Source organism: Constrictibacter sp. MBR-5 (assembly GCF_040549485.1).
In the GTDB taxonomy this organism is placed as follows: domain Bacteria; phylum Pseudomonadota; class Alphaproteobacteria; order JAJUGE01; family JAJUGE01; genus Constrictibacter.
Genome location: NZ_JBEPTK010000018.1, coordinates 61,961 through 83,804, shown reverse-complemented (window position 1 = coordinate 83,804; position 21,844 = coordinate 61,961). Strand labels below are relative to the sequence as shown.

Below are 21,844 nucleotides of genomic sequence, written 5' to 3'. Positions count from 1 at the left end.
GCCTTGTTGTGGACACCGAACGTCGCCGCTTCCAGACTGACTTCGATCGGCGCGCAGCCATAGACGTCCGTCCACGCTTGTCTCACCACCTCCAAAGGGTTGGCGAGGTCGCGATCGCAGTCGGCCGCGATTGCTCGCGCGACAAGCCGGGAAGCGGCGAGGGACATATTCGCCGGCGTCACGACGCCGCGGTCGGCAATCCTGATCCGGATCATCATGATCCTGCCTCGTCGGAACAGCGGTCGACTTCAGCCGGCGGGGCTTCAAACTCGCTATCAGATGGTGATGTGGCATTTGTCGTGGCGATGTTCCCGCCAGGTGCACCGAACGCATTCTTGACCTGCTCGTCGATCGCCAACAGACGACGGATGCGCTCTATTGGGCTGAGCCGATTGGGGAGGCGACCCACCAGGTAGTCGCGAAACTCGCGCTGGAACTTGGCGAGAATGCGGGGCCGCCAGCGTTTCGTGCGGGGATCGATCGCATGGTACCGTTCGACCCATTCGTTCACCCACCGCCGATCTGGGTCGATCGGTGCGCAGCAAGCGATGCAGTCGGGCTCATCGCAGAATTTGCGGAGGTTGACGTCGTGCGGGAGCGGCCCGTGATGATCCTCGTAGATGATTCGGCGCGCTTGCAACCTGTATCGGATCTTTCTTCGTTGGAGGACAATATCCGATGGCGGATAGATCAAGTGTACACCTTTTCGGGTGGATAGGCGGTGAATGCGGGCGATGAGATGTTTGCGGTCCGTCGCGGAGAGATCCAGCATGATGCATTCCTTGATTATTTTTATGAGCAAAGCTATCAGGTATATGCGGATGTTGTCGAAATGGAAATGGCCGCGCCCGGCTGGTATTACGCTGTACCATTTTTCGATGCATGGGGGAGGATCGTTAAAAGTTACCATTTGTCGATATGTTGTGAGTCACCCCAAAATCCATAGTAATTACTCATTCATAACCTCCAACTAAAAGCACCCCAAAACCCATAGTATCCTTACGGATACTACGAGCATTGTGATTCTTGTAGCCGGAGGCCCGAAGATGCGGCCAGTTCCGCGACAAAAACTTGGTTGTTGGCCTTCGGTTCGGCCTTTCGTATCTGCTACCGTCCACGGCTTCGGCAGCCGCGGCTTCGCCGCGCCCGCCGCTACCGTCGAAATCGGTCACCGCGTCGCTCGCTCGCACCCGCTGCGCGGCTGCTCCCGAGCTTCCGCGATGGGCTGCTTGCGCGGGGGATCTCGCTTCGAAGGAGGGCGCGGTCGCGCCCCTCGGTCGAAGACCCAGTGCCGACTTCGGAGCCTGAAGACGCTTCCAGCTTTGCAGCGTTCGAGGGCTTCGCATCTCGGCCCTGGCGCCGGCTCAGCAGCGCCGCCAGGCGCGTCGGGTAGATCGGGGTCAGCTCGGATCAGTTCGGCTCCCCGCGTGGCTCCCAGCGCGTCCCAATCCGGATCAGGAACCCCGGAGGCCTGAAACCAATGTGGAAGAACCGCCCGCAGTCTCAGATCAGGTTCGAGAGAGCGCGCTTCATTCCCAAGACGGTAGACGTTGCGAGCGATAGCGAGCAACCGTCTTAATCACGAACGGCTGCGCCGCCGCGGATGGCCCCGACGGGTGCCGGCATCTCCACCCACAACCGTTGCCGGGTGAAGGCGATCATCACTGCTCCGTTTGGAATGCGCGGGCTGACTTCCCCATGCCGGAAGCAAATCGGCCGGAAATGGTCTGCATCCACGCTCGGGTGCCCGGCGAACGCGTCGTATTGGAGGACGCGTTACCGCCCAATCCCCCACCTGGTTGATACCCACGCTGTCAATCGCGCCATGTCGGGGATCACGTCCGCGGCGAACCTGGTCGCCTGTATGCCGGGGTGGAGACGGCATAGCAGAGAGGGCAGGATGTCCGGGTCCTTGCCCGCTTGGACCCTGCGCATAACTATGGTGCAGACGGAAAGCTTAGGATTCTGGAGGAAACATGGCGAAGAAGCCGGCAGGCGCGAAGGCAGGTGAGGCGGGTTCGGCCGACAAGAAGGTGAACCCGGCGCTGATGAAGCCGCTTCAGCCGTCGAAGGAGTTGGCGGCCGTGGTGGGTCCCGACCCCCTGCCGCGTCCGCAGGTCGTCAAGAAGCTCTGGGAATACATCAAGAAGCACGATCTCCAGAACCCCGAGAACCGCCGCGAGATCATGAGCGACGACAAGCTGCGGGCCGTGTTCGGAAAGGATAAGGTCACGATGTTCGAGATGAACAAATACGTGGCCCAGCACCTGAAATAGCCAGCTAGATCCGAAGCTTACCGGCGACGCTCGGCGTCCATGACTGCATCTTCGAGCATGTCGAAGGCGATATCGACAATGCGCTCGCCGCGTTCGTGCGCAATGCTGGCGAGCCTTTGGTAGAGATAGTGACCCAGGCGGATCCGGATGATGCCGCGGGCCGTGTCGGGGTCTGTAATTTCTTCGCCGTTCATTGGAGCGGCCTCCTTTTGTACACAATATTTATGCTGGCTTGGCGCGTGGTAGTGCGGGGACGCCTTGAGACCTGGCGGCAGGTTCGGGAGGAGGGGTTCCCCCGGTCACGTTCGATCCGCGACAGATAGGCGATCGAGCTCTCCACCTTCGTCGCACCTCGGTCAGCGTCCGGCCGACCTGTTCCCATCGGTCCCTGATAAAGCTTCCGAACGCCATCGCCATCCTCCAGACCGCCGGTCGGAAGGCGTGAAGGCCGGCCGTCCTTGCACCAAATGTTCTTAATGTGTTCCTATACAGGTGCGTGGCTGGGCGTTTTGCAGCGTCGCTGATCATGGCACGAGCAGCAGCAACGAACCGGGGGCAGGTTGCTGCTGCGGGACCTGTGGTCTAGGAGAAGCGGGATGGGCAGGCAGTCATGACGGACCACCGGGAGATCCAGGTAATCGACCGCAGTAGTGGCGAGGTGGTGCACCGGGTCGACGTGACCGGCAAAGGCGAGGTCGAGTGCGAGCGCATTGCGTCCAAGCTCCGTCAGACGATCAACGAGGAAGAGTTCTATCTCGATGACACCGCAGCGGGTCGGCTGGACTGACGGGCGGATGCCAGGGTGCACCGCATGATGCTGCATGCGATGGCGCTGGGCGTGATGCTGATGGTCTCAGCCGGACAGGTCGTTGCGCAGGAGCGACTCTCCGGCGTCGCCAGCGTCATCGACGGCGACACACTTGAGATCCATGGCACGCGCGTCCGCCTGCACGGCATCGACGCGCCGGAGAGCGCACAGCTGTGCGAGCGACCCTCCGGAAAGACTTGGCGTTGCGGCCAGCAGGCATCGCTTGCCCTGTCCGACCGGATCGGACGCTCGTCTGTGACGTGCCGGCGCACCGACACCGATCGCTACGGGCGCATGGTCGCGGTATGCACCGAGGAAGGCGGCGACATCAACGCCTGGATGGTCGCCGAAGGGTGGGCCGTGGCCTACACCAGCTACTCCAGGGACTATGCCGGCCTGGAGGTGACGGCGAAGGCAGCCAGCAGCAACATCTGGTCGGGCGCGTTCGTGATGCCGTGGGAATGGCGGCGTGGCCAACGCGTCGTAGAAACCCGGCCGCCGAGGGATGCCCGCCGTACCGGCTGCGACATCAAGGGCAACATTAATCGGCGCGGCGACAGGATCTACCATTCGCCGGCAGAGCACTCCTACGCCCGGACACGGATCGACGAGGGCGAGGGCGAGCGCTGGTTCTGCTCTGAGGAGGAGGCCCGGCAGGCGGGGTGGCGTAGATCGGGTCGGTGATCGTGATGGTGTGCCGGTTGCAAGCCGTCGGCGGCACATGGAGCATGACGGAATGACCGCTGAGCAGGAACTGCGGGAGAAGCTCCGCAAAATCGAAGCGTTGTTCGCCGGTGCTGCCACCCCCGGCGAGAAGTCGGCCGCGGGCGCCGCGGCGGGACGGATTCGCGAACGCCTCGAGCGGTCCCGCCAGAAGGAAGCCGTCGACGAGGTCAAGTTCAGCCTGCCCGACCCGTGGTCCCGCCAGCTGTTCATGGCACTTTGTCGCCGCTATGGATTGCGGCCATACCGCTACCGCAGGATGCACCGCCAAAGCATCCTGGTAAGGGCTCCGGCGAGCTTCATCGACACGGTGCTGTGGCCCGAGTTCGAGGAGCTCGATGCCGCGCTCCGCACCTATCTCTCGGAGATCACCGAGCGCGTGATCCGCGAGGAGGTGCACGGCGACACCGGCGAGGCGGACGAAGTCGCCGACCCGGCGCGGATCGGACGTTGACGGGCGACGGCGGCACCGACCGCGAGGTCCTCGCCGGCCTGGTCGAGCGAGTCACCTTCCAAATGAGGAGAATGGCTTCTGCGTGCTGCGCGCAAAGGCGAGGGGGCATCGCGATCTCGTGACGGTGATCGGCCATGCCGCGACCATCTCGCCCGGCGAGTGGAGATCATGGTCTTCTTGCACAGCCACGGCGTCGGCACCGCGCGCGCCGTGCGCATCTTCAGGACCTACGGCGCCGACGCCGTCCAGGTGATGAGCGAGAACCCCTACCGGCTCGCCCGCGACATCCGCGGTATCGGCTTCAAGACGGCCGATGCGATCGCCATGCGGCTCGGCATCGAGCCGACCGCGATGATCCGCGTCCGCGCCGGCATCTCCTATGCGCTGGCCGAGGCGATGGACGACGGGCATTGCGGCCTGCCGACCGCGGACCTGGTGCCCCTCGCCGTGGAACTGCTGAAAGTCCCGGCAGACCTGGTCGAGAGCGCGCTGCATCTCGAACTGGCCGAGGGGACGGTCGTCGGCGATCACGTCCGCGAGACGCCGTGCGTTTTCCTGGCCGCGCTGCACAGGGCCGAACGTGTCACCGAGGAGCGGATCCTGCGGCTGGCGCATGGTGAACTTCCTTGGCCGTCGATCGACCCCGACAAGGCCCTTCCGTGGATCGAGCAGCAGACCGGGCTGTCGCTCGCGCAGAGCCAGGTCGCCGCGATCCGGCTGGCGCTGCTCTCAAAGGTCCTCGTCATCACCGGCGGTCCGGGGGTCGGCAAGACCACTATCGTCAATGCTATCCTGCGCATCCTCGCGGTGAAGGGCACCGAACTGCTGCTCTGCGCCCCGACCGGCCGTGCGGCGAAGCGGATGACGGAAGCCACGGGGTTCGAGGCCAGGACCATCCACCGACTGCTGGAGGTCGATCCCAAGGGCGGCGGCTTCAAACGAACCGAGGAGCATCCGCTCGACTGCGACCTCCTGGTCGTCGACGAGACCTCGATGGTCGATGTCCTGCTGATGCAGGCGCTGATGAAGGCGGTGCCCGATCGCGCCGCGGTGCTGATCGTCGGCGACATCGACCAGCTGTCCTCCGTCGGTCCCGGTCAGGTTCTGGCCGACATCATCGCGTCGGCGCGGTGCCCGTCGTCCGGCTGACCGAGATCTTCCGGCAGGCTGCCCAAAGCCGGATCATCACCAGCGCGCACAGGATCAACCAGGGCTCCATTCCCGACCTGTCCAGGCCTGCGGGCGACAGCGACTTCTACTTCGTAGCCGCCGACGATCCGGAGAGCGCGGTTCTGCGCATCATCGAACTGGTGAAGAGGCGCATCCCGCAGCGCTTCGGCCTCGATCCCGTCCGCGACATCGAGGTGCTGTGCCCGATGAACCGCGGCGGCGCCGGCGCCCGGTCGCTCAACATAGAGCTGCAGGCCGCGCTGAACCCTACCGGCGAGCGCAAGGTTGAACGCTTCGGCTGGACCTTCGCGCCCGGCGACAAGGTGATGCAGATCGAGAACGACTACGACAAGGAGGTCTACAACGGCGACACCGGCTATATCGACGACGTCGATCCCGACGCGGGTGAACTCACGGCCAGCTTCGACGGCCGCGCCGTCACCTACGGCTTCGGCGAGTTAGACACGTTGGTCCCCGCCTATGCCGCGACCATCCACAAGAGCCAGGGGTCGGAATACCCGGCCGTGGTCATCCCGGTGCTGACGCAGCACTACGCCGTGCTGCAGCGAAACCTGCTCTATACCGGGGTCACCCGCGGGAAGCGGCTGGTGGTGCTGGTCGGCCAGAAGAAGGCCGTCGCCATCGCGGTGCGCAATGTCTCGGGACGGCGGCGCTGGTCGAAGCTCGGAGAATGGCTTTCGACCGGCCACCACGATCGCGAACCGGTGTCCTGGACGTCAGCTTCGACGGCATCGACCTCCGGCTGAGGATCGAAGGGCTGGAGCATCTGGTCGGCGGACTGGCGGCGCGCCAGACGCGGCGGCCCGCGTGAGCGCCACCCTCTCCGCCGACGGGCGCACGCTCACCGTGCGGGTGCCGCTGGCCATCCGGAAGCGCGGCGGGCGCGAGCTGATGGTGGCAGCCGAGGGTGCCGCCTGGGCGCCGGAGCGGCGAGAGGTGGACAACGCGCTGGTGTAGGCGCTGGCGCGGGCGCACCGCTGGCGGCGCATGCTGGAGACGGGCGTGTACGCCACGATCGGGGAGATCGCAGCGGCGGAGCGGATCAACCGATCAACCCGTCCTACGCCAGCCGCGTGCTACGGCTCACGTTGCTGGCGCCGGACATCGTTGAGGCGATCCTCGACGGGCGGCAGGGGCCGGAGGTCACGCTCGACAGGCTGCTCAGGCCGTTCCCGGTCGAGTGGGAGAGGCAGCGCTGGGAATGGGGCAGTCGTGCTTGCACTTCTGGCTGGCCATAGCCGGCCAAAGCGCCGGGAAGTGGCCGGAAAACCGGCCGACAGCCCGCGCCCGCTTCGTGAAGCCTCCCGCAGGAAGTCGATAGCGCGGGGAAGGGCCTCTATTTCCGCAGCCTACTAGAACGACAGGGTCTTCAAGAAGCCCACCAATGCCTCGACCTCGGCGTCATCCAGATAGCCCATGAGCAAGCCGCTGTCAGCAGATGCCGCTAAGCGCTTAAAGAACTCGTGGCGATCGAGGGATGTGAGCGAGGCTGGATCGAATTGGTGCAACGGGTCGAAGTGAGCGACGATCGCCTCCTCCAAGGTCGCCATCGAGCCACTATGCCCGTAGGGTGCGGTTTTCTCGGCGTTCAGAAGCGGCGGCGTCCGAAACTTGTAAAGATCCTCGGGATCGTGGGTGACGTTGAAGCGCCCGTAATCGATGCCGAAGCCGTTCTTGCCGAATCCAAGCTGCGGCATCGCAATGGCATGGAACCCGAAGTCAGACATGTACGGGCCGGAATGGCAGTTGGCGCATTTGCCCTTGCCGTAGAAGAGCTGCGCACCCCGCAGTTCCTGGTCGGTAAGATCGCCATCTGAGAAGACAAACTTGTGGAAGCGTGTCGGGCGAAGGCGGAATTCGGCGCGGATGAAGCTCGCCAAGGCTAATGCGATGTCGCCAAATTCTACGTCTCCTGGTTCCTTCCCTCTGGCTGCGGCGATGTTGGCGAGGGCTTCGGACTCCCGCTCTGCCACCTGCGCTGCGATTGCCCGATAGAGGGTCTGGGCGCTTCCTATATCCTCGCGCTTGTTCGCACGAACGAGATCGTCCTCAGCCAGCATCTCCCGAATTTCCACCGGAGGAAGGTGGACCGCAGTGACGAGTGGGTCGTCGGACGGAACCGTGTCGCCGAACTGGCTGATCGGAACTACGGCGGAGAAGTCAATCTTTCCGTCCCAGAAGAACACGTTGAAGCCCTGGCCTCCGCGACCCCAAAATGGCAGGGTGTTGCGAGGCAGTATCCCGCCTTCAGTCATGATCCGGGCAGTACCCTTGCCTTCGCCTCCGACGGCCACGGCATTCGGGATGCCGTCCGCAGAACCGAACTCTGTGAGATGGCATGTTTGGCATGCAATCTGACCGTTCAAGCTCAGCGATTTTGACTCGAACAATATGCGGCCCGCTGCGACCAAGGCGGGGTCCGTGGAAACATGAGTGGTCTTGGCAGGGGCGAACCCATTGTCGCGCGCGGCCTTTCGCACGATGTCCTCGAACGGCGCGGCGAGACTGGCCGAGGCCAGCAAGAGGGCAGCTGCGAAGCCGGCAGCTCTAATAGCGGATTTCGTGGATCTCAACGAACCGGCGGAGTTCATACTTCTTCTCTTCGAGGGCTTCGAGCCCTATCAGCGAGAGCTGTTCGTCCGTCACTCCCCAGACCAGCATGCGCTTCCGCAGGCGGTCGTAGGCGTGACAGTCCAGTAGGCCCAGTTCGGTTGCATGGAGATTCCGCACAGTCTGTGCAGTCGGATTATGCTCGACCGCCCGCTTGGCGATGTAGTGCTCGCGCATCACGTGGTCACACTTGAACATCAGCGCCTTATAATCGGCACCCCAGAGCGACCTTGCGACTGCAGGTGCACCGAAAGTCCATGCGACGAAGGCGATGACTAGGCCGATGGCGAGCAGGTTGCCAATGACCAGGATGTGCTTCACTGGGCCACGATGCTAAGAGAAGCGAGGGTCTCGTTAGTAAGCTTTCCGGACGGGACCATCCCGTGGTCGGCTTGATAGCGGTAGAGCGCGGCCACCGTCCTCGCGTGGATCTCGCCGTCGACAATTCCGACGTCGTAGCCTTTGGCCAGCAGCGCCAATTGCGAGCGCTGGACCAACTCATAGAATTTGCCAGAATTCCCTGGTAATATCTTCAGCTTGCGCGTGATCGCAGGGCTACTTGGCAGGACGGAATTGGGCGGCGTGCTCTCGTCGTTCCGGGAGCTTACCGACGCGAGGGTTGTGCTGGGTTCAACCGTCGGGATGCGAAAACCCGAAGAGCGATGGCTGCCGTGCGAAGAATGGCTCGCATGAGACCGATGCTGTGCGAGGGTAAAGGTATGCGACTGGTCGATGCCGGTGACGATGCCCTTTAGGTTATCCAGCAGCGTATTTTTCGCCTCGTCAGCCTTGGTCGCACCGTCAGCCTGCGTCGAGAAGGGCATCAACCCAGCTGCCAGCAGCGACGGCACCGCGAACAAGCTCCTTTTCATGACTTCCCCCCGTAGCTCGCGATGGGTGCGATTCTCGCCCATCGGGATTTTTCACTATACCATTCGAAAAAGCCAGAGCAGGCGTTTCGCTCGCCGCAGTCCGCGCATTCCGGGAGGTATTTCTTCTTCCAGTCGGAGATGCTGTCCACGCAGCGGTTGCGGTACCGCTCAGGCACAGTGCAGCGTGGCACGTTGTAGAGATGGCAGGGCACGCCTTTAAGGCCGGCGATCTCCAGGGCATTCGTCAGCGGCTGCGAGAAGATCGAATGGTCGAAGAACAACCTGTCCCATTGCGCGCGCGCATACCCGATCGGCTCCATGCCCATGATCGCCCAATGGCCGATAAAGGGGATGGTCTTCGCCACAAATCCAGCCAAGTGGGGCAAGTCGAGCATGTTCAGCGCGGTGATAACCGTCCGCAGCTCGATCTTGGCGCCGACGCTGCCGAGTAGAAATATGTTCTCAAGGAGTCGCTCGAATGCACCGGGCTTACCGACGATCTCGTCATGCGTCGCAGGGCGGTGGCTGTAGAGCGGGATGCCCCAAGTGGTGTTAGTAGCCTCGTGCAGCGCCCGGACCCGGGCGATCTTCTCCCTGCTGAAATGCTGCGCGTTGCTGAGGACGTGAAAGCGCAGGTCGGGCCGCTTCTCTGAAGCCCGACTCAGCATGTCGATCAGGGAATCGAGGTAGAGTGTCGGCTCCCCGCCGGAAATGCCGACCAAGGTGCCGGTGTCGCATAGTGAGAGCGCCTGTTCGAAGTAGGGGAAGCGCCAGTCGTCGTCGCTGTGCTTCGGTGGCTGGCTGCACATCAGGCAGAGCTGGTCGCAGCGCTCGGTCAGGAGCAGAGTGTTATGGCGGCTGGCGCGCCGAAAGAGACGATGCGCCACCTTGCGGGTCGGCACGCAGAGCAAGACGTCCCCATCGATCGCGTCGCCTGGGGGCACGCGCAGCGAGAACGCGCCTTGAATTGCCCGACAGCGATACGTCCCGTCGCCAGCTGGCGCTGCGAGAGCCTCCTGAGCGCTCGGATTGGTAGACTGGGCTCCCGAATGCACTCGGACCTTGGCGACGAATGGCGGCGATGGCGTGTCGAACTGCGCCTTGAAGGTGAGCTCAATCATAGAAGAGCTCGTATGTTGGGGGCGGATCGGCGCGGCGGTAGATCCACTTTAGGAACATCTGGAGGTACGCCATGTCGCGCTGCGCGACCTTCTCGAAAATCAGATCGAACAGGGACATCTGCCTCCGGCAAAACCACGTGTCCTGTTTGGGCAGATCACTTCGGCCGTAGCGCGAGATGTCGTCGATCACGTCGATACCGCAGAAAGGCATGTAGGCGCAGTGCGTGCAGTCGGGATGGACCTGGTTGACTGCGTGCATATTCAGGAGATTCAGCTTCTCCGGGTCAAACCCGTTAGCAAGAGTGCCGATGCTGAGGTCGATCGAGCGGGTGCGCGAAAGCATGCGCGCTTCGTCGGTCGGATAGAGCGTGCCATCATAATCGATCACGCAGTAGTCGGTAGCGTAGCGGCTGGGCGAGCGGAGATCGACATACCCATGCTCAAGGCCACCGAAGACCGCCCGCACGAGCAGCGATAGGTAGAATTCCTCGAAATATCCATCTCGGTTTAGGGCGACAATGTGGTCGAGCGCCTCGCGATAGAATCGATCCCAGCGTCCATAGTCAAGACTCAGATCGCCATGCCGCTTGCGCGCAAATCCGACATAATTGACCGGTCGTAGGAAGATGCTCTGAAAGCCGAGCGCTTGGTAGCAATCGACCAGCTCTTTGGGGTGGGCTATCATGGCTTCCGTCACCGTCGGTAGCGCGGAAATCTTCTTCGGCCCGTATGTGTCGAGGATGCGCTGGAAGTTATTGAACACCGCTGCAGAGGTACTGTCTTCGCCGGTTCGGTTGGCTGTCATCGCGCTAAGAGGGCCATCGATCGACGTGCTTATCACCACATCTGGTCTCGCCAGGATCGGCTCCATCTCGGCCGGAATCCGGGTCAGGTTGGTGCAGATCGCGAATTCCGTGTTAGGAAACTTGGCGCCGCATATGTCGATGACCCGCTGGATCAAGTCGGGCCTGAGTGTCGGCTCACCACCCTGGAACTCGACCTTCAACCGTGTGCCCGAGCAGCGATCGAGGAACCGTTCGAACTGGGCCAGATGCTGTTCTGTCCAATCGAAGCCCCGGGCGTCGATGGCCGCGCGGGAGACTTGGCAATAGCTGCAGGCGAGGTCGCAGCGTAGGGTCGGAACAATGATCAGATATGAGAGACGCTCCTGTGGGGCACCGTAACGTTGCCGTGCGCGCCGCATCAGGGAGGCGAGCCGCCACTCCTCTCCATCTAAGGTGATCGACAGGTCGCGCAGGCGCTGCCGTTCGTCTTTCTGCAGCGTGTCAGAAAATAAACGGTCTAGAACATTTTCGTCGAAGAAGCCGAAATCGCCGAGCTCGTTTGTCAGCAGCAGGCTGTTGCCGACGTTGCGGAACCGGAAAGGCGCCAGGTCGGTCACTTGATGGCCTCATAGATGCGCTCACGGATCGGCAGGGTGTCGTGGAAGATTCGCTCTCGATAAAGTTGGAACAGGGCTTCCCGCTTCACCGCGGTCGCATCCGGTGCGTCACAACCGGGAGTCAGTGTCGCGAGAAGTTCCTGGCTCTCGGCATCGAAACCCCAGTCCAACTGGGCGTAAAGGTAGCCAAGTCTCACGAGAGCTCTGTCTACAAAAGGTCGAAACCCCTCCGGGACCGGGATGCGGAATGCGTGCATGGTCCTCAAAAAACCACATTCATTGCATTGCTGCGCGACGACGAGAGACCATGACCGAAACCTGCCGCCGGTGCAACTTCGTGTGAATCAGTGGATCAGCTAGTGCTCCGCGGCATGACAGGTGGTGCGTTTCTCGCGCGCGCCCCGATGGAGCGGAACCGGTGGCCTCGATGTCCTCCACCCGCGCGATGCGCCGTTCCAGGAAAGCGTCGTCGGCCATGGTCCTGCCTTTGGTGATGTCATGAAAGCAAAGGGTCGTGACGCCCATCTCGTAGCGGAGGCCGTCGGCCCAGGCCGGTCAGCGGATGCTGCTCTTTGGATGGTAGATCCCGTCGAGCCATCGGGTGTCGCTTGGTTCCGGTACCGACAGATGGTTCAATCTCCCCCGGCGTGCTTCGGAGGAACAGCCATGGCCATGCTTAAAGTCGAACGCCTGCATCCCGACTTCGGCGCCAGGGTCACCGGTGTCGATCTGCGCGAGCCGCTGTCCGACGCCGCCCGGGAGGAGATCCTGGCCGCTATCGACGCGTACTCGTTCCTGTGCTTCCCGAACCAGCCGTTCGACGACGAACGGCAGCTGGCGCTGACACGACGCATCGGCGAGCCCGAGCCCAGCCACGTCGCCTTGGGCCAGGAAGGCAGGATCGAGTATTTCGGGACGATCGGGAACGTTCAGCCCGACGGGACCGCCCTCGGCAACAGCCACAAGAAGACCGTCTTTTTGACGGGCAACAACATGTGGCACTCGGATGCGTCGTTCAAGAAAACGCCGGCGTTCGTCTCGATCATGTGCGCCTACGAGGTGCCGGCCGAGGACGGCCTGACGCAGTTCGTCAGCACCCGCGCCGCGTACGACCGGCTGCCCGAGGGCCACAAGGCGGAACTGGATCCGCTGATCGTCATCCACGACTATGTCTATTCCCGCTCGAAGGTAGCGCCGGATGCAGTCTCGCCGTCGCTGGCCGCGTCGTTGCCGCCCGTTCGCCATCCTCTCGTCCGCAGCAATCCGCGGTCCGGTGCCCGTAGCCTGTTCATCGGCTCCCACGCGCGATCCATCGAAGGGTGGAGCGACGCGGACAGCCGGGCGCTCCTGGACGACCTTGTCGAGGGTGCCACCGAGGAAGAGCACATCTATTCGCATTCCTGGCAGCCCAGCGATCTGGTGATCTGGGATAATCGCTGCCTGCTGCACCGCGGGACGGGATACGACGCCGACCGGTACCGCCGCTACATGCGCCAGACCCGCGTGAGCGGTGATGGGCCAACGCTGAGCGAATAGCGCCCTGGCGGATCGGCCGGCGCGGGTATCGACACCTGACGCTGGGTCGCCGGCGCCGATCACGCCTCACCGCACGGCCCGATACTCCTGTTCGAGAACGAGCATCGATGGCGGCGGTGAGGCGATGCTGACGAGCCGGACATCCAGCCCGAAGTCACTCGCCATCGAGAGTGCCCTGCGCACCGCCGCATCGATCCAGGCGTCGTCGTTGCCGAAGGCTCCTCCGCCGAGCCGGGTGAGCAGAACGACGTTCGATGCACCACGCCGCGCGTTCAGTACCGCCGCCCACAATGTCGCTTCGTAGGCGGCTTCGAGGACGAGCGTCGCGAAGGGCTGCCAGCGCCCGGCGGCGACGTCGGTATAGGCTACCGGTAGCGCTGAACAGAACACCTGCGACACCAACCGGCCGCGCAACTCGCCGTCGGTGACTTCGACGTCGGAGTGCAGGCCGACGCGGAGCAAGCTTCGCAGCCGATCGATCTCGGCGTCGCCAGCGGCCTGCAGGCACGCGCTGATAGCCGACAGTCCCTCGGCGCTGCACAGCGCGTAGCCGTTCCTCATCGTCCACAGCTCCGGCATCGGCCTGCTCGACAGCTGAGCAATCGCCGCGCCGACGTCTGCCAGACCATCCAGCTGCCGTTCGCTCGTCTGCCCGTCGCTTCCGCCGTTCGGTACGAAGTAATTGCGGTAGAGCGTAGCGGCCCCGGCCGCGATCGCGCAGGCCGGTCCCTGCGTTCGATCGAACGCGTAGCGCGTGACGCCGTCCTCTGGCGTCACGTCCGGCGATGCCATTTCGAGGAGGTTGAACTGTGAGGCGACCTGGAACAGCGCCCCGGCGTATTGCGGGTCCTGGTGCATGTGGCGCACGTCGCCGGTCACATTCTGGACGGTCAAGCGGCCTTGTGATCTCGGACCGGCGTGGACCTGATCACGCAGGTCCTTCAAAGACACCAGTTGCAGTGTGCCGATCCCGAATTTGCGGCCGTTGACGAGCGACTGGAGCTCGGTGTCTTGAACGGCGAGGCAGCTTTGGGTCTGCGCGTAGCCGCCCTCGACAAAGCCCGCGAGCCTCTCGAACCAGTCCATGTGCTCGCACTCCTTTGCTGCCGAGACCGTGTAATGAGACTGCGCATGGTGACCGCTCGGGCGCCTGCTAGTTCAGGTTCAACCGTTCGGCGCGAGCGTGTGAAGTCGAATCTTCCTTGAAGCTTCGCGACGCTGGGCTATCTCAGCCCCGTCGAGTTCGAGGAACGAGCTATGCGAGCTTAACTACGTGTCCACGAGATCGGCAGCAGGCCAACCTTCCTCGTCGCTCTCGAAGATAAGGGACGGCCTACTCCAAGGAAGCGGCACGGATCGGGCAACCCTTGTGCCGAAGCCGTAGTCGCGGATCATCTTGCCCAATTCGATGCTAGCGATCAGGTTTCCGCCCGGAGAATGCAGATGGACCTCGTACCGTGCGCCGCGGCGAATCCCCTCATTCTTCAGGAACTCGCGAAAGCGGCTCGGGGTCGAGCGGACGATCTCGCCGTCGGCGACGATCCGGCTATCACCCGATGTCCCGCCGTGGCTCGCTGTTCGGAATTCCATCTCGGCAGCGGCGGCCGTGGCGCTCAGGCACGCCACAGTCATCACGAGCGTCAGCCCGAGCGCCCTCAATACCGCGCGCATCAGCTCCCTTCTTCGTCCATGGCTCCAGCCTGCTTCTTGTGGCAGGAGCCGGGCAACTCCTCGCACAGTGTATCCGGGCTGCGCTTACAAAGTCCGCCTCATGCAGCGGACCCACCCGATCATGGCCTGATGCCTCGACACTGTTCCGATCATGTAGAGCCACCGCGCAGGCCCTTGGGCTTGAACCGCCACAGCGCTTAACCATCAGTCACGAGAAAGACAGTCGGGGGTGGAATGCGCGGAGCGCGGCAGCAAGGTTGGGATATAGGCGGTCGAGGCGGAGTGCGGGGGGCAACTTGAGGCAGCGGTCACAGCCCAAGCGGAGGTTGTGCTAAACCTTCAGCGATTGAGTCGCGCCGTCGGCCAGCCTTCGGTCTGTTGGAACAGGTCGGCAGTGAAAGAGAACCACTCCCGCCGAGGCGCGCCCCGTAGGGTTGCTGAAGCGTCTCCAGATAGGCGGCGATACTTGACGGTTTCTCTCGTCGGATCGGACTACTCGCGCTAGTTATGGAGCGCAGATCGCCGCGAACTGATCGCTTGGTGCCGCAATTGTCGGGGTTGGGGATGATTTTGAGGAAGCTCGCTGTTCGCAACTTTCGCAGGTTGCGAGACGTCGAAATTGATCTTGCCTCCGACATTTCGATTTTCGTCGGCGCGAACAACAGCGGGAAGACGTCTGTCGGGCACGCACTTCAGCTTTTCACGGGGCGCGGTCGCTTCGACATCCATGATTTTAGCGCGGAACTCTGGTCCGACATAATCGCCTTCGGTGACGCGATCGAAGGTGCGTCATTACCGACCATGGAAATCGACATCTTGTTCGAGATCGCTGCTGCCGATGTCCATCGTGTTATTGATCTGCTGCCGAGCCTCGCATGGGAGGGCTCGCTTGTCGGCATGCGCCTGGTCTACGCGCCGGTCGACCCCAACGCGACGCGGGAACGCTATCGCGAATCGCGCGAGCGCGCGCTGGAAGCCGTGCCGGTGAATGAGGCCGGGGAGCGCGATTACGACCCATCGCCGCGCAACTTGCAGGACTTCTTGCGCAGTCGCCTGAAGGATGAATATCAGCTTCGTCACTATGTCCTCGACCCCCCACGGGTAGGTGAGGCGGATTACCGGCCGATGGAGTTGGCTGGCCGTGATCGCGGCGGTCGCGATATCTTGGCCAGCTTGTTGCAGATCGATTTCCTGCACGCCCAACGTCACCTTTCGGATGGCCCCGGCGGGGCGCGTGCCGAAGAACTCTCCCGCGTGCTCAGCCGATTCTATGCCCGGAATCTCGAACAGAAGGCGGAGGATCTTGAGACTCTACGCGCACTGTCGGCCTCCGAGGTCTCGCTCAACGACCATCTCAAGCGCGTCTTCGAGGACACGCTGCAGAGCCTTTCGAAGCTCGGCTATCCCGGCCTCACCAATCCGCGGCTGATCATCCGGTCGGCACTCGATCCGGCGCAGATCATGAGCAGCCGTGATGGCGCGCGCGTCCATTATGCGCTCGGGCCGGAGCCAGAGGAAGGCGATGAGACCGAACCGCCGACTTTGCCCGATCGCTACAATGGTCTCGGTTTCAAAAACCTGATCTTCATGGTGGTCGAGCTGCTCGATCTCCACCAACAATGGCTGGCAATCGAGGACAATCGCCCACCCGTCCACCTGATCTTCATCGAGGAGCCCGAGGCGCATCTCCACGCCCAGTTGCAGCAGGTCTTCATCCGCAAGGTGATGAGCATCCTGAAGCTCAGAGGCGACGATCGCACCCATTATACCAGCCAGGTCGTCGTCACGACCCATAGCACCCATATCCTCTACGAACGCGGCTTCCGCCCGATCCGCTATTTTCGCCGCAGCCGCTCCGAAGCAGTCTTGACCTCGGACGTCGTCAACCTCTCGCTCTTCTATGACAGCACCGATCCTGCCGAACGCAGCTTTCTCGAGCGCTATCTTAAGCTGACGCACTGCGATCTCTTCTTTGCCGATGCCGCCGTTCTGGTCGAAGGCAATGTCGAGCGGATCCTGCTGCCGCAGATGATCGCCAAAGCCGCGCCGCGATTGCAATCGACCTATCTCACCTTGCTCGAGATCGGCGGCGCCTTCGGCCACAAGTTCAAAGCACTGATCGAGTTTCTCGGTCTCACCACCCTTATCATCACTGATCTCGACAGCGTCATCGGGCCGGCCATCGCCGACGACGGCGAGCCAGCCGAAGGCGAGGCCGCGGGCGACGTTGTTGATCCCATCAACGGTTGTGCGGGTGCCGTCGCCAATGAGGACGATGTTGACGACGAGGATGATGACGAGCCAGCCGGCAAGCCCGGCACATCTTGTGTCGCCGGCCATCCGGGCGCAGGAACGTCGAACCAGACGCTGCGGCAATGGCTGCCGAAATGCACGACGGTCGCCGCGCTTTGGAGCGCTGGCGACGAGCAGAAGACCCAGCCTCGCGAAGGCGACAGCGGCGCGCTCGTGCGCGTCGCCTACCAATGTCCGGTCGAGGTCACCTGGGGTGAGGAGACTGAGGCTCTCGCCGGCCGCACGCTGGAGGAAGCGTTTGCGCTCGAAAATCTAGTTTGGTGTCAGGATGTCGCGCGCAGGCCGCTCCAGCTGCGTATCCCGAAAAATGGTGACAAGGATCTGGCGACGCTGGTCACCGCGATTCACAAGCGGGTCAACAGCGGCAGCTTCAACAAGACCGATTTCTCGCTCGCTTTGTTGGCCGAAGATCCGGATGCCTGGGTCCTCCCCGCCTATATCGCTCAGGGGCTGGAGTGGCTCGAGGAGCAGATCGCACCTCCCGAGCCTGAGGACGATGACGATGACGAGGCTCCAGAGACACTCGCCGATCCGCTCGAGGAAGTGGCCGCAATCGTCGTGGCGGTCGCCGCCGGGGAGGAGGTCGCATGACCAGCCGTATCGGTAGCCCCGATACCCAAGCGGACATCGATGTGCGCATTTGTCTCGACCGCAAATCGCCGCGTTCGTTCGTCATGGTCGCCGGCGCGGGATCGGGCAAGACAACGTCGCTCATCAAGGCGCTCGCGCATCTTGGCGAGACGCGCGGACCCGGGCTGCGTCGCGCCGGTCAGAAGATCGCATGCATCACCTACACCGAGGTCGCGGTCGCCGAAATTTCGGGCGATGTCGGCGTCTCGCCGCTGTTCCATGTTTCGACAATCCACAGCTTCCTGTGGTCGGTCATCCGGCCGTTCAAGACCGATATCGCCGCGTGGGTCGTGGCGCGGATCGAGGAGAAGATCGCCGAGAAGCGCGAACATTATGAAAAGCCTCGAACGCAGGCGAAGACGAAGGAGCGGCTTGAGCGGGAGATCGCCGAGCTCGAGCAAGACCTTGCTGCGATCGATCGGATTGAGACGTTCGCCTACGGCACCGGCAGCAGCTATGCCGAGGGCATTCTCGGCCATGACGACATTCTGAAGCTGACGCCCGCCTGCGTCGCGCAGCACCCGTTGCTGCGCCAACTGATCGCCAGTCGTTTTCCCTTCATCTTCGTCGACGAGAGCCAGGATACGAACCCGCATGTCGTCGAGGCATTGCGCCAGATCGCCCGCGAGCAGCCGCGGCTCTGTGTCGGTTTCTTCGGCGACCCGATGCAAAAGATCTACTCGACCGGGACCGGCTTCGTGGACCTGCTTGATGGGTGGGCGGAGATCACCAAGCCCGAGAATTTCCGCTGTCCGACCAGCGTGCTCAGCGTCATCAATGCGATCCGGCAGCCAGCGGATGGCCTGGAACAGACCCGCGGACGCACTCGTGTCGTCGGGGGCATCGAAGAGCCGGTTTCGGGAACCGCGAACCTGTTCATACTGCCGGCCGATGACCAACGGACCCCGCGCTTGGCAGCGGTGCGGACCTGGCTTACGGCGGAAACGGGCGACGAACTCTGGTTGAGTGACCTTCGCGATAGCGATGTCCGTCTCCTCGTGCTGGTCCATCGCATGGCCGCCACCCGGCTCGGCTTCCCGAACCTCTATGCCGCGCTCAACGACAAGGCGCCGCAGAGCATGAGCGAAGGGCTGGGAGACGGCAGCGCTTGGCCGCTACGGCCGTTTGTTCAGCATATCCTGCCGATGGTGACGGCCGCAGGGTGGAACGACCATTTCACCATCATGTCGATTGTACGCGCGGAAAGCCCGCGTCTGGAACCGGCGCGGTTGGCTGGGCAGGTGGTCAGTGAGGTGCTCGCGGACTTGCAACAGGCTGTTGATCGGCTCGTCGGATTGATGGCGCAGGGCTCTCAAGCATCCATCGGTGATGTAGTGCGCCATGTCCGTGACACCGAATTGCTGCGACTTGACGATCGGTTCGCGCCGCATCTACTCGCCGAGCCCGTCGACGATGGGCACAGCGGTTTCGCGAATGTGCAGGCGTTCCTTGCCTGCAGCGTTGCTGAACTCTGGTCTTACCGACGCTACATCGACGAGGAATCGCCTTTTGCAACGCATCACGGGGTGAAAGGCGCACAGTTCGAGCGCGTTCTGGTGGTGATCGACGATGAGGAAGCCGCCTACAACCTCTACTCTTACGGCAAGTATTTCGGGTTCCTCCCGCTGTCGGATCGGGATCAGGCACATATCGATGCGGGCGAGGAATCGGTGCTCGATCGCACCTGCCGCCTGTTCTACGTGTGCTGTTCGCGTGCCTTAAAAGATCTGGCCGTGGTCGTGTTCGCGCAGGACGTTGAGGCTGCGCGGGCCGCGATTGTGGGTAAGAACCTGTTTCCCGAGGCGGCGATCCGCGGCATCGACGCCCTCTAGCACTACTTTGGCAGATTTGACGCTACGCATAGCGGACGATGGCACTGCAATGAGGGCATCTCCCAAGCTGCGGTCGTGAGAGGTGGTCGAGGATCGCCTGGCGGATGGCGGGCAAGCTCGGCTGCGGCGGGGGACCGGCGATACTTTTTTCCCGCCCCGCGGCCCGGAGGCGACGAGACTGGAGGAAGGCGTAGGCGATCATCGTCATGAGTGCGTGTCGGTGCAGCCCGGTCCATGAGCGACCCTCGAAGTGATCGAGACCGAGTTCCTCCTTGAGCTGCTGATGCGCCTGCCCGCAGATCCAGGCCCTCGATCGCACCCAGCCGCTGCTGCCGATGCAGCCAGGCCAGGACGAGCGCAGCACCGCAATCAATGATAATGCACCGTGTCGGCCGGCGGCTGACGCATCCGCAGACAGCGAGCGTCAGCCGCGGCGATATCAGTCGCCCCAGTCGTAATGCGCATTGAAAAACGCAGTATATGTCCAACCAAGAGGGTTCGGCGGATACCCCTGAGCCGTTACCCAACGCCGAAAGCATTCCAGGTCATCATGATCACACGGATAGGGTGACGTGCCGCCGGCCATCAGGATCACTGCGGCGGTCCAGATAGGTGGCTTGCACTCGAGATCCCGCCGACCCCAGTGCCACCCAGCATACCCGCAGAGCGCTTCGCGCAACGGCAAGATCGAGAGCGACGGACCATTGTCGGTCGCGACTGCAAAGGTCGGCCAGCGTAACGCCATAGCAATGGTATGGCCGGCTAGCCAGGAATCGGGATGCTCGGGACCGAGATCCGCGATCGTCATCAAGCGTTCCCCGAGCGATCGCTGCACACACTGTCTAAGTTCGTCGACGTACCGTCGACGAACCGCGGCGGTGGTCACCACCATGTCCATGGGCGGTGAGCTGGAAAGAAGGCGGAACAGGCTGTCGGCATTCGGCTTCGTCATCAGCAAGGTCTCCGAATCTCTTGCCGTGTGAAAGCTATTAGTGTAAACACCTAGTAGTGATGGGCAGTAAATAGGACAACGACATTCCATAACACAAAGGAAACCCTATAGGTGGATTCCCAAACGCCACGATGACGACCAGAACATTATAGCATCCGGTGGATAGCGTCGATATTCCACCGCTATTGGATCGCCCGCAATTTACGAATGAGGAGTTACGCACAGCCCAGATGGTACAAACCCCGCGCCAAGCCGATCGGGGAGCGAACACGGCAATGGTCAAACGGCATGGGAAAGCGAGTAGACGGCCTACATCTGGCTCAAGCGGTTGGGGGATCTACGAAAATCGGCGTAAGCCAATGGGGCACGGGGTTATCGAGGGGGTCGTGCGCGACGCATAAGAGTGCCACGGGGGCACCAGATACAGAGGCGCACCGCCCCGATGATGAAGCGAGCGAGCCGAGCGGTAGTGGGAGTCGGGAAGCCAAAAGGGGGGGGAGGTGGCCATCCGGCGGGCGTACAGAAGTAACTGCCTCGGACACATTAAATCCGAACGCAAAAAAATAAACTGTATGTGTTATTTTAGCCGACGCTTTATCTTGTTATACCTCCGCAGAGCCGACAAAGAGGGCGCCTGCGACCGCGCGATGAACTCGGTCCGCGGATTGCGACTGCGCGCATAAATGCCGCCGATATCCTCGTCGATCCAAAAATTTCTCATGCGCCATTGTTCGCGTAGCTCCTGGCCGACGTCATATGTCAGTATCCAGCGGGCATCCGTTTGTGAAATGAAATTAAGAAACGCGATATGATCCATTCCACCCCAATAGATACTATCGGTATATTTGAATTGATACGGGGGATCCAAATAGAATGTCGCATATGGTGACGCATAGCGGTTGATAACGGAACGGTAATCGCTATGCAAAATCTCAACGTTCGAAAATAGCTCCGACCATTCGCCTACTCGTCGTATCGCGTCTTTCAGATGAGCGAAGTCCGACCAACCGCCGGAATGGAAACCCTCCCTCGGCAACGCGACGCCGTTTCGGCTGTAGTGGCTGCACATGAAGAAGGCGGCGCTTCGCCGGATAGGACAGGAAAATGCTCCAGTTACCCGAAGCCGCACTCGAGTTCTTCTGTACCACACTCGCTGCTGTTCTGGAAGTAGGAGCTTGTTCACGAGGTCCCAGATTGCAGACTGCAAGTGTTTAGGCTCATCGCGGAGAATTTTCCAAAAAAGAAAAATAACGTAGTCTGTATCGCTGATTGTTACCGAGAGACCATTAAATCGCGAATCAGAAATAATGGCCTTAGCCGTTCTAGTGCTTCCAGCGAATGGCTCGATATAGTGGCGAGTGTCTGCCGAAATAAGTGCCAATATTGCGGGAGAGAGAGTCGCTTTGCTTCCGCGATACCTGTACATTTTCGCATCCTCAGGGGGAAAGCCGTG

Annotated in this window: 24 protein-coding genes and 1 pseudogene; 11 read left to right on the top strand and 14 right to left on the bottom strand. The window is 62.1% G+C overall.

All coding sequences use genetic code 11. The features are described 5' to 3' along the window. Together ABIE65_RS24290 and ABIE65_RS24285 are read right to left on the bottom strand one after the other, a co-directional pair. Positions 1-218: hypothetical protein (locus ABIE65_RS24290; RefSeq protein ID WP_354081373.1), on the bottom strand; the 218-nt coding region annotated here is incomplete at its 3' end. Continuing rightward, on the bottom strand, positions 215-772 hold the full coding sequence (locus tag ABIE65_RS24285; protein WP_354081372.1) for a hypothetical protein: 558 nt from the start codon (positions 770-772) through the stop codon (positions 215-217). The genes ABIE65_RS24290 and ABIE65_RS24285, both read right to left, overlap by 4 nt. Before the next feature lie 1,204 nt (positions 773-1,976). Between ABIE65_RS24285 and ABIE65_RS24280 the strand changes: the two genes are divergently transcribed. Then, positions 1,977-2,276, top strand: coding sequence for an SWIB/MDM2 domain-containing protein (locus ABIE65_RS24280; protein WP_354081371.1), 300 nt, complete (start codon positions 1,977-1,979; stop codon positions 2,274-2,276). 17 nt (positions 2,277-2,293) lie between these two features. Here the strand turns inward: ABIE65_RS24280 and ABIE65_RS24275 are convergent, their stop codons facing one another. Beyond that, entirely contained in the window at positions 2,294-2,470 is a 177-nt protein-coding gene (locus ABIE65_RS24275; protein WP_354081370.1) for a hypothetical protein, read from the bottom strand. A 416-nt stretch (positions 2,471-2,886) separates the two neighbouring features. On the opposite strand from ABIE65_RS24275, the gene ABIE65_RS24270 reads away from it, so the two are divergent. From ABIE65_RS24270 to ABIE65_RS24250, 7 genes are all read left to right on the top strand, one after another. Beyond that, positions 2,887-3,063, top strand: a complete 177-nt coding sequence (locus ABIE65_RS24270; RefSeq protein ID WP_354081369.1) for a hypothetical protein — start codon at positions 2,887-2,889, stop codon at positions 3,061-3,063. Positions 3,064-3,102: 39 nt separating this feature from the next. After that, entirely contained in the window at positions 3,103-3,768 is a 666-nt protein-coding gene (locus ABIE65_RS24265) for a thermonuclease family protein (RefSeq protein WP_354081368.1), read from the top strand. Between the two features lie 52 nt (positions 3,769-3,820). Next, positions 3,821-4,261: a hypothetical protein gene (locus tag ABIE65_RS24260; RefSeq protein WP_354081367.1), complete on the top strand. Its 441-nt coding sequence runs from the start codon at positions 3,821-3,823 to the stop codon at positions 4,259-4,261. Positions 4,262-4,343: 82 nt separating this feature from the next. Further along, positions 4,344-4,514, top strand: coding sequence for a hypothetical protein (locus ABIE65_RS27910; protein WP_502918567.1), 171 nt, complete (start codon positions 4,344-4,346; stop codon positions 4,512-4,514). Further along, a complete protein-coding gene (locus ABIE65_RS27905; protein ID WP_502918568.1) occupies positions 4,439-5,410 on the top strand; it encodes an AAA family ATPase in 972 nt (323 codons plus the stop codon). The genes ABIE65_RS27910 and ABIE65_RS27905 overlap by 76 nt, the downstream gene beginning before the upstream one ends. Beyond that, positions 5,392-6,198 (top strand): ATP-dependent DNA helicase, encoded by an 807-nt coding sequence (locus ABIE65_RS27900; protein ID WP_502918566.1) that lies wholly within the window; start codon positions 5,392-5,394, stop codon positions 6,196-6,198. Before ABIE65_RS27905 ends, ABIE65_RS27900 begins: the two co-directional genes overlap by 19 nt. 61 nt (positions 6,199-6,259) lie before the next feature. Further along, the gene (locus ABIE65_RS24250) at positions 6,260-6,409 is read left to right on the top strand and encodes a hypothetical protein (protein WP_354081366.1); all 150 of its coding nucleotides are present in this window, start codon (positions 6,260-6,262) and stop codon (positions 6,407-6,409) included. A gap of 395 nt (positions 6,410-6,804) precedes the next feature. On the opposite strand, the gene ABIE65_RS24245 is transcribed toward ABIE65_RS24250, so the two are convergent. The 6 genes from ABIE65_RS24245 to ABIE65_RS24220 are packed head-to-tail and all read right to left on the bottom strand — an operon-like array spanning position 6,805 to position 11,654. Next, positions 6,805-8,043, bottom strand: a complete 1,239-nt coding sequence (locus tag ABIE65_RS24245) for a His-Xaa-Ser system-associated MauG-like protein (protein WP_354081365.1) — start codon at positions 8,041-8,043, stop codon at positions 6,805-6,807. Further along, the gene (locus ABIE65_RS24240) at positions 8,000-8,383 is read right to left on the bottom strand and encodes a TIGR03982 family His-Xaa-Ser system protein (protein ID WP_354081364.1); all 384 of its coding nucleotides are present in this window, start codon (positions 8,381-8,383) and stop codon (positions 8,000-8,002) included. The genes ABIE65_RS24245 and ABIE65_RS24240 overlap by 44 nt, the downstream gene beginning before the upstream one ends. Beyond that, entirely contained in the window at positions 8,380-8,913 is a 534-nt protein-coding gene (locus tag ABIE65_RS24235; protein ID WP_354081362.1) for a peptidoglycan-binding domain-containing protein, read from the bottom strand. Before ABIE65_RS24235 ends, ABIE65_RS24240 begins: the two co-directional genes overlap by 4 nt. A 17-nt stretch (positions 8,914-8,930) precedes the next feature. Beyond that, a complete protein-coding gene (gene hxsC, locus ABIE65_RS24230) occupies positions 8,931-10,055 on the bottom strand; it encodes a His-Xaa-Ser system radical SAM maturase HxsC (protein ID WP_354081361.1) in 1,125 nt (374 codons plus the stop codon). Continuing rightward, complete coding sequence (hxsB, locus tag ABIE65_RS24225; RefSeq protein ID WP_354081360.1) at positions 10,048-11,457, bottom strand: His-Xaa-Ser system radical SAM maturase HxsB; 1,410 nt, start codon at positions 11,455-11,457, stop codon at positions 10,048-10,050. Before hxsB ends, hxsC begins: the two co-directional genes overlap by 8 nt. Then, positions 11,454-11,654: a hypothetical protein gene (locus tag ABIE65_RS24220; RefSeq protein WP_354081359.1), complete on the bottom strand. Its 201-nt coding sequence runs from the start codon at positions 11,652-11,654 to the stop codon at positions 11,454-11,456. The genes hxsB and ABIE65_RS24220 overlap by 4 nt, the downstream gene beginning before the upstream one ends. Before the next feature lie 181 nt (positions 11,655-11,835). On the opposite strand from ABIE65_RS24220, the gene ABIE65_RS24215 reads away from it, so the two are divergent. Then, positions 11,836-12,993, top strand: a complete 1,158-nt coding sequence (locus ABIE65_RS24215) for a TauD/TfdA dioxygenase family protein (protein WP_354081358.1) — start codon at positions 11,836-11,838, stop codon at positions 12,991-12,993. A gap of 66 nt (positions 12,994-13,059) precedes the next feature. Here the strand turns inward: ABIE65_RS24215 and ABIE65_RS24210 are convergent, their stop codons facing one another. Both ABIE65_RS24210 and ABIE65_RS24205 read right to left on the bottom strand, forming a co-directional pair. Next, positions 13,060-14,079 carry a hypothetical protein gene (locus ABIE65_RS24210; protein ID WP_354081357.1) on the bottom strand — a complete coding sequence of 340 codons (1,020 nt, stop codon included), beginning with the start codon at positions 14,077-14,079 and terminating at the stop codon, positions 13,060-13,062. Between the two features lie 183 nt (positions 14,080-14,262). Continuing rightward, complete coding sequence (locus tag ABIE65_RS24205) at positions 14,263-14,664, bottom strand: hypothetical protein (RefSeq protein WP_354081356.1); 402 nt, start codon at positions 14,662-14,664, stop codon at positions 14,263-14,265. Positions 14,665-15,228: 564 nt separating this feature from the next. Here ABIE65_RS24205 and ABIE65_RS24200 point away from each other — a divergent pair. Continuing rightward, positions 15,229-17,568 carry an ATP-dependent nuclease gene (locus tag ABIE65_RS24200; RefSeq protein ID WP_354081355.1) on the top strand — a complete coding sequence of 780 codons (2,340 nt, stop codon included), beginning with the start codon at positions 15,229-15,231 and terminating at the stop codon, positions 17,566-17,568. Continuing rightward, a complete protein-coding gene (locus tag ABIE65_RS24195) occupies positions 17,565-19,439 on the top strand; it encodes a UvrD-helicase domain-containing protein (protein WP_354081354.1) in 1,875 nt (624 codons plus the stop codon). Before ABIE65_RS24200 ends, ABIE65_RS24195 begins: the two co-directional genes overlap by 4 nt. A 2-nt stretch (positions 19,440-19,441) precedes the next feature. Here ABIE65_RS24195 and ABIE65_RS24190 read toward each other — a convergent pair. From ABIE65_RS24190 to ABIE65_RS24180, 3 genes and pseudogenes are all read right to left on the bottom strand, one after another. Next, positions 19,442-19,743 (bottom strand): annotated as a pseudogene (locus ABIE65_RS24190) (IS701 family transposase); the annotation flags it as partial. 135 nt (positions 19,744-19,878) lie between these two features. Next, the gene (locus tag ABIE65_RS24185) at positions 19,879-20,391 is read right to left on the bottom strand and encodes a hypothetical protein (protein WP_354081353.1); all 513 of its coding nucleotides are present in this window, start codon (positions 20,389-20,391) and stop codon (positions 19,879-19,881) included. Positions 20,392-20,968: 577 nt separating this feature from the next. Further along, on the bottom strand, positions 20,969-21,817 hold the full coding sequence (locus tag ABIE65_RS24180) for a DNA adenine methylase (protein WP_354081352.1): 849 nt from the start codon (positions 21,815-21,817) through the stop codon (positions 20,969-20,971). Between the last annotated feature and the right edge of the window lie 27 nt (positions 21,818-21,844).

Excerpts from the sequence above, each read along its gene's own strand:
- hxsC (WP_354081361.1), bottom strand. The coding sequence starts at position 10,055 with ATGATTGAGCTCACCTTCAAGGCGCAGTTCGACACGCCATCGCCGCCA.
- ABIE65_RS24270 (WP_354081369.1), top strand. The coding sequence starts at position 2,887 with ATGACGGACCACCGGGAGATCCAGGTAATCGACCGCAGTAGTGGCGAG.
- ABIE65_RS24275 (WP_354081370.1), bottom strand. The coding sequence starts at position 2,470 with ATGAACGGCGAAGAAATTACAGACCCCGACACGGCCCGCGGCATCATC.
- ABIE65_RS24210 (WP_354081357.1), bottom strand. The coding sequence starts at position 14,079 with ATGGACTGGTTCGAGAGGCTCGCGGGCTTTGTCGAGGGCGGCTACGCG.
- ABIE65_RS24200 (WP_354081355.1), top strand. The coding sequence starts at position 15,229 with ATGATTTTGAGGAAGCTCGCTGTTCGCAACTTTCGCAGGTTGCGAGAC.
- ABIE65_RS24265 (WP_354081368.1), top strand. The coding sequence starts at position 3,103 with ATGGCGCTGGGCGTGATGCTGATGGTCTCAGCCGGACAGGTCGTTGCG.
- ABIE65_RS24195 (WP_354081354.1), top strand. The coding sequence starts at position 17,565 with ATGACCAGCCGTATCGGTAGCCCCGATACCCAAGCGGACATCGATGTG.
- ABIE65_RS24185 (WP_354081353.1), bottom strand. The coding sequence starts at position 20,391 with ATGACGAAGCCGAATGCCGACAGCCTGTTCCGCCTTCTTTCCAGCTCA.
- ABIE65_RS24280 (WP_354081371.1), top strand. The coding sequence starts at position 1,977 with ATGGCGAAGAAGCCGGCAGGCGCGAAGGCAGGTGAGGCGGGTTCGGCC.
- ABIE65_RS24245 (WP_354081365.1), bottom strand. The coding sequence starts at position 8,043 with ATGAACTCCGCCGGTTCGTTGAGATCCACGAAATCCGCTATTAGAGCT.
- ABIE65_RS24285 (WP_354081372.1), bottom strand. The coding sequence starts at position 772 with ATGCTGGATCTCTCCGCGACGGACCGCAAACATCTCATCGCCCGCATT.
- ABIE65_RS24205 (WP_354081356.1), bottom strand. The coding sequence starts at position 14,664 with ATGCGCGCGGTATTGAGGGCGCTCGGGCTGACGCTCGTGATGACTGTG.
- ABIE65_RS24180 (WP_354081352.1), bottom strand. The coding sequence starts at position 21,817 with ATGTACAGGTATCGCGGAAGCAAAGCGACTCTCTCTCCCGCAATATTG.
- ABIE65_RS24260 (WP_354081367.1), top strand. The coding sequence starts at position 3,821 with ATGACCGCTGAGCAGGAACTGCGGGAGAAGCTCCGCAAAATCGAAGCG.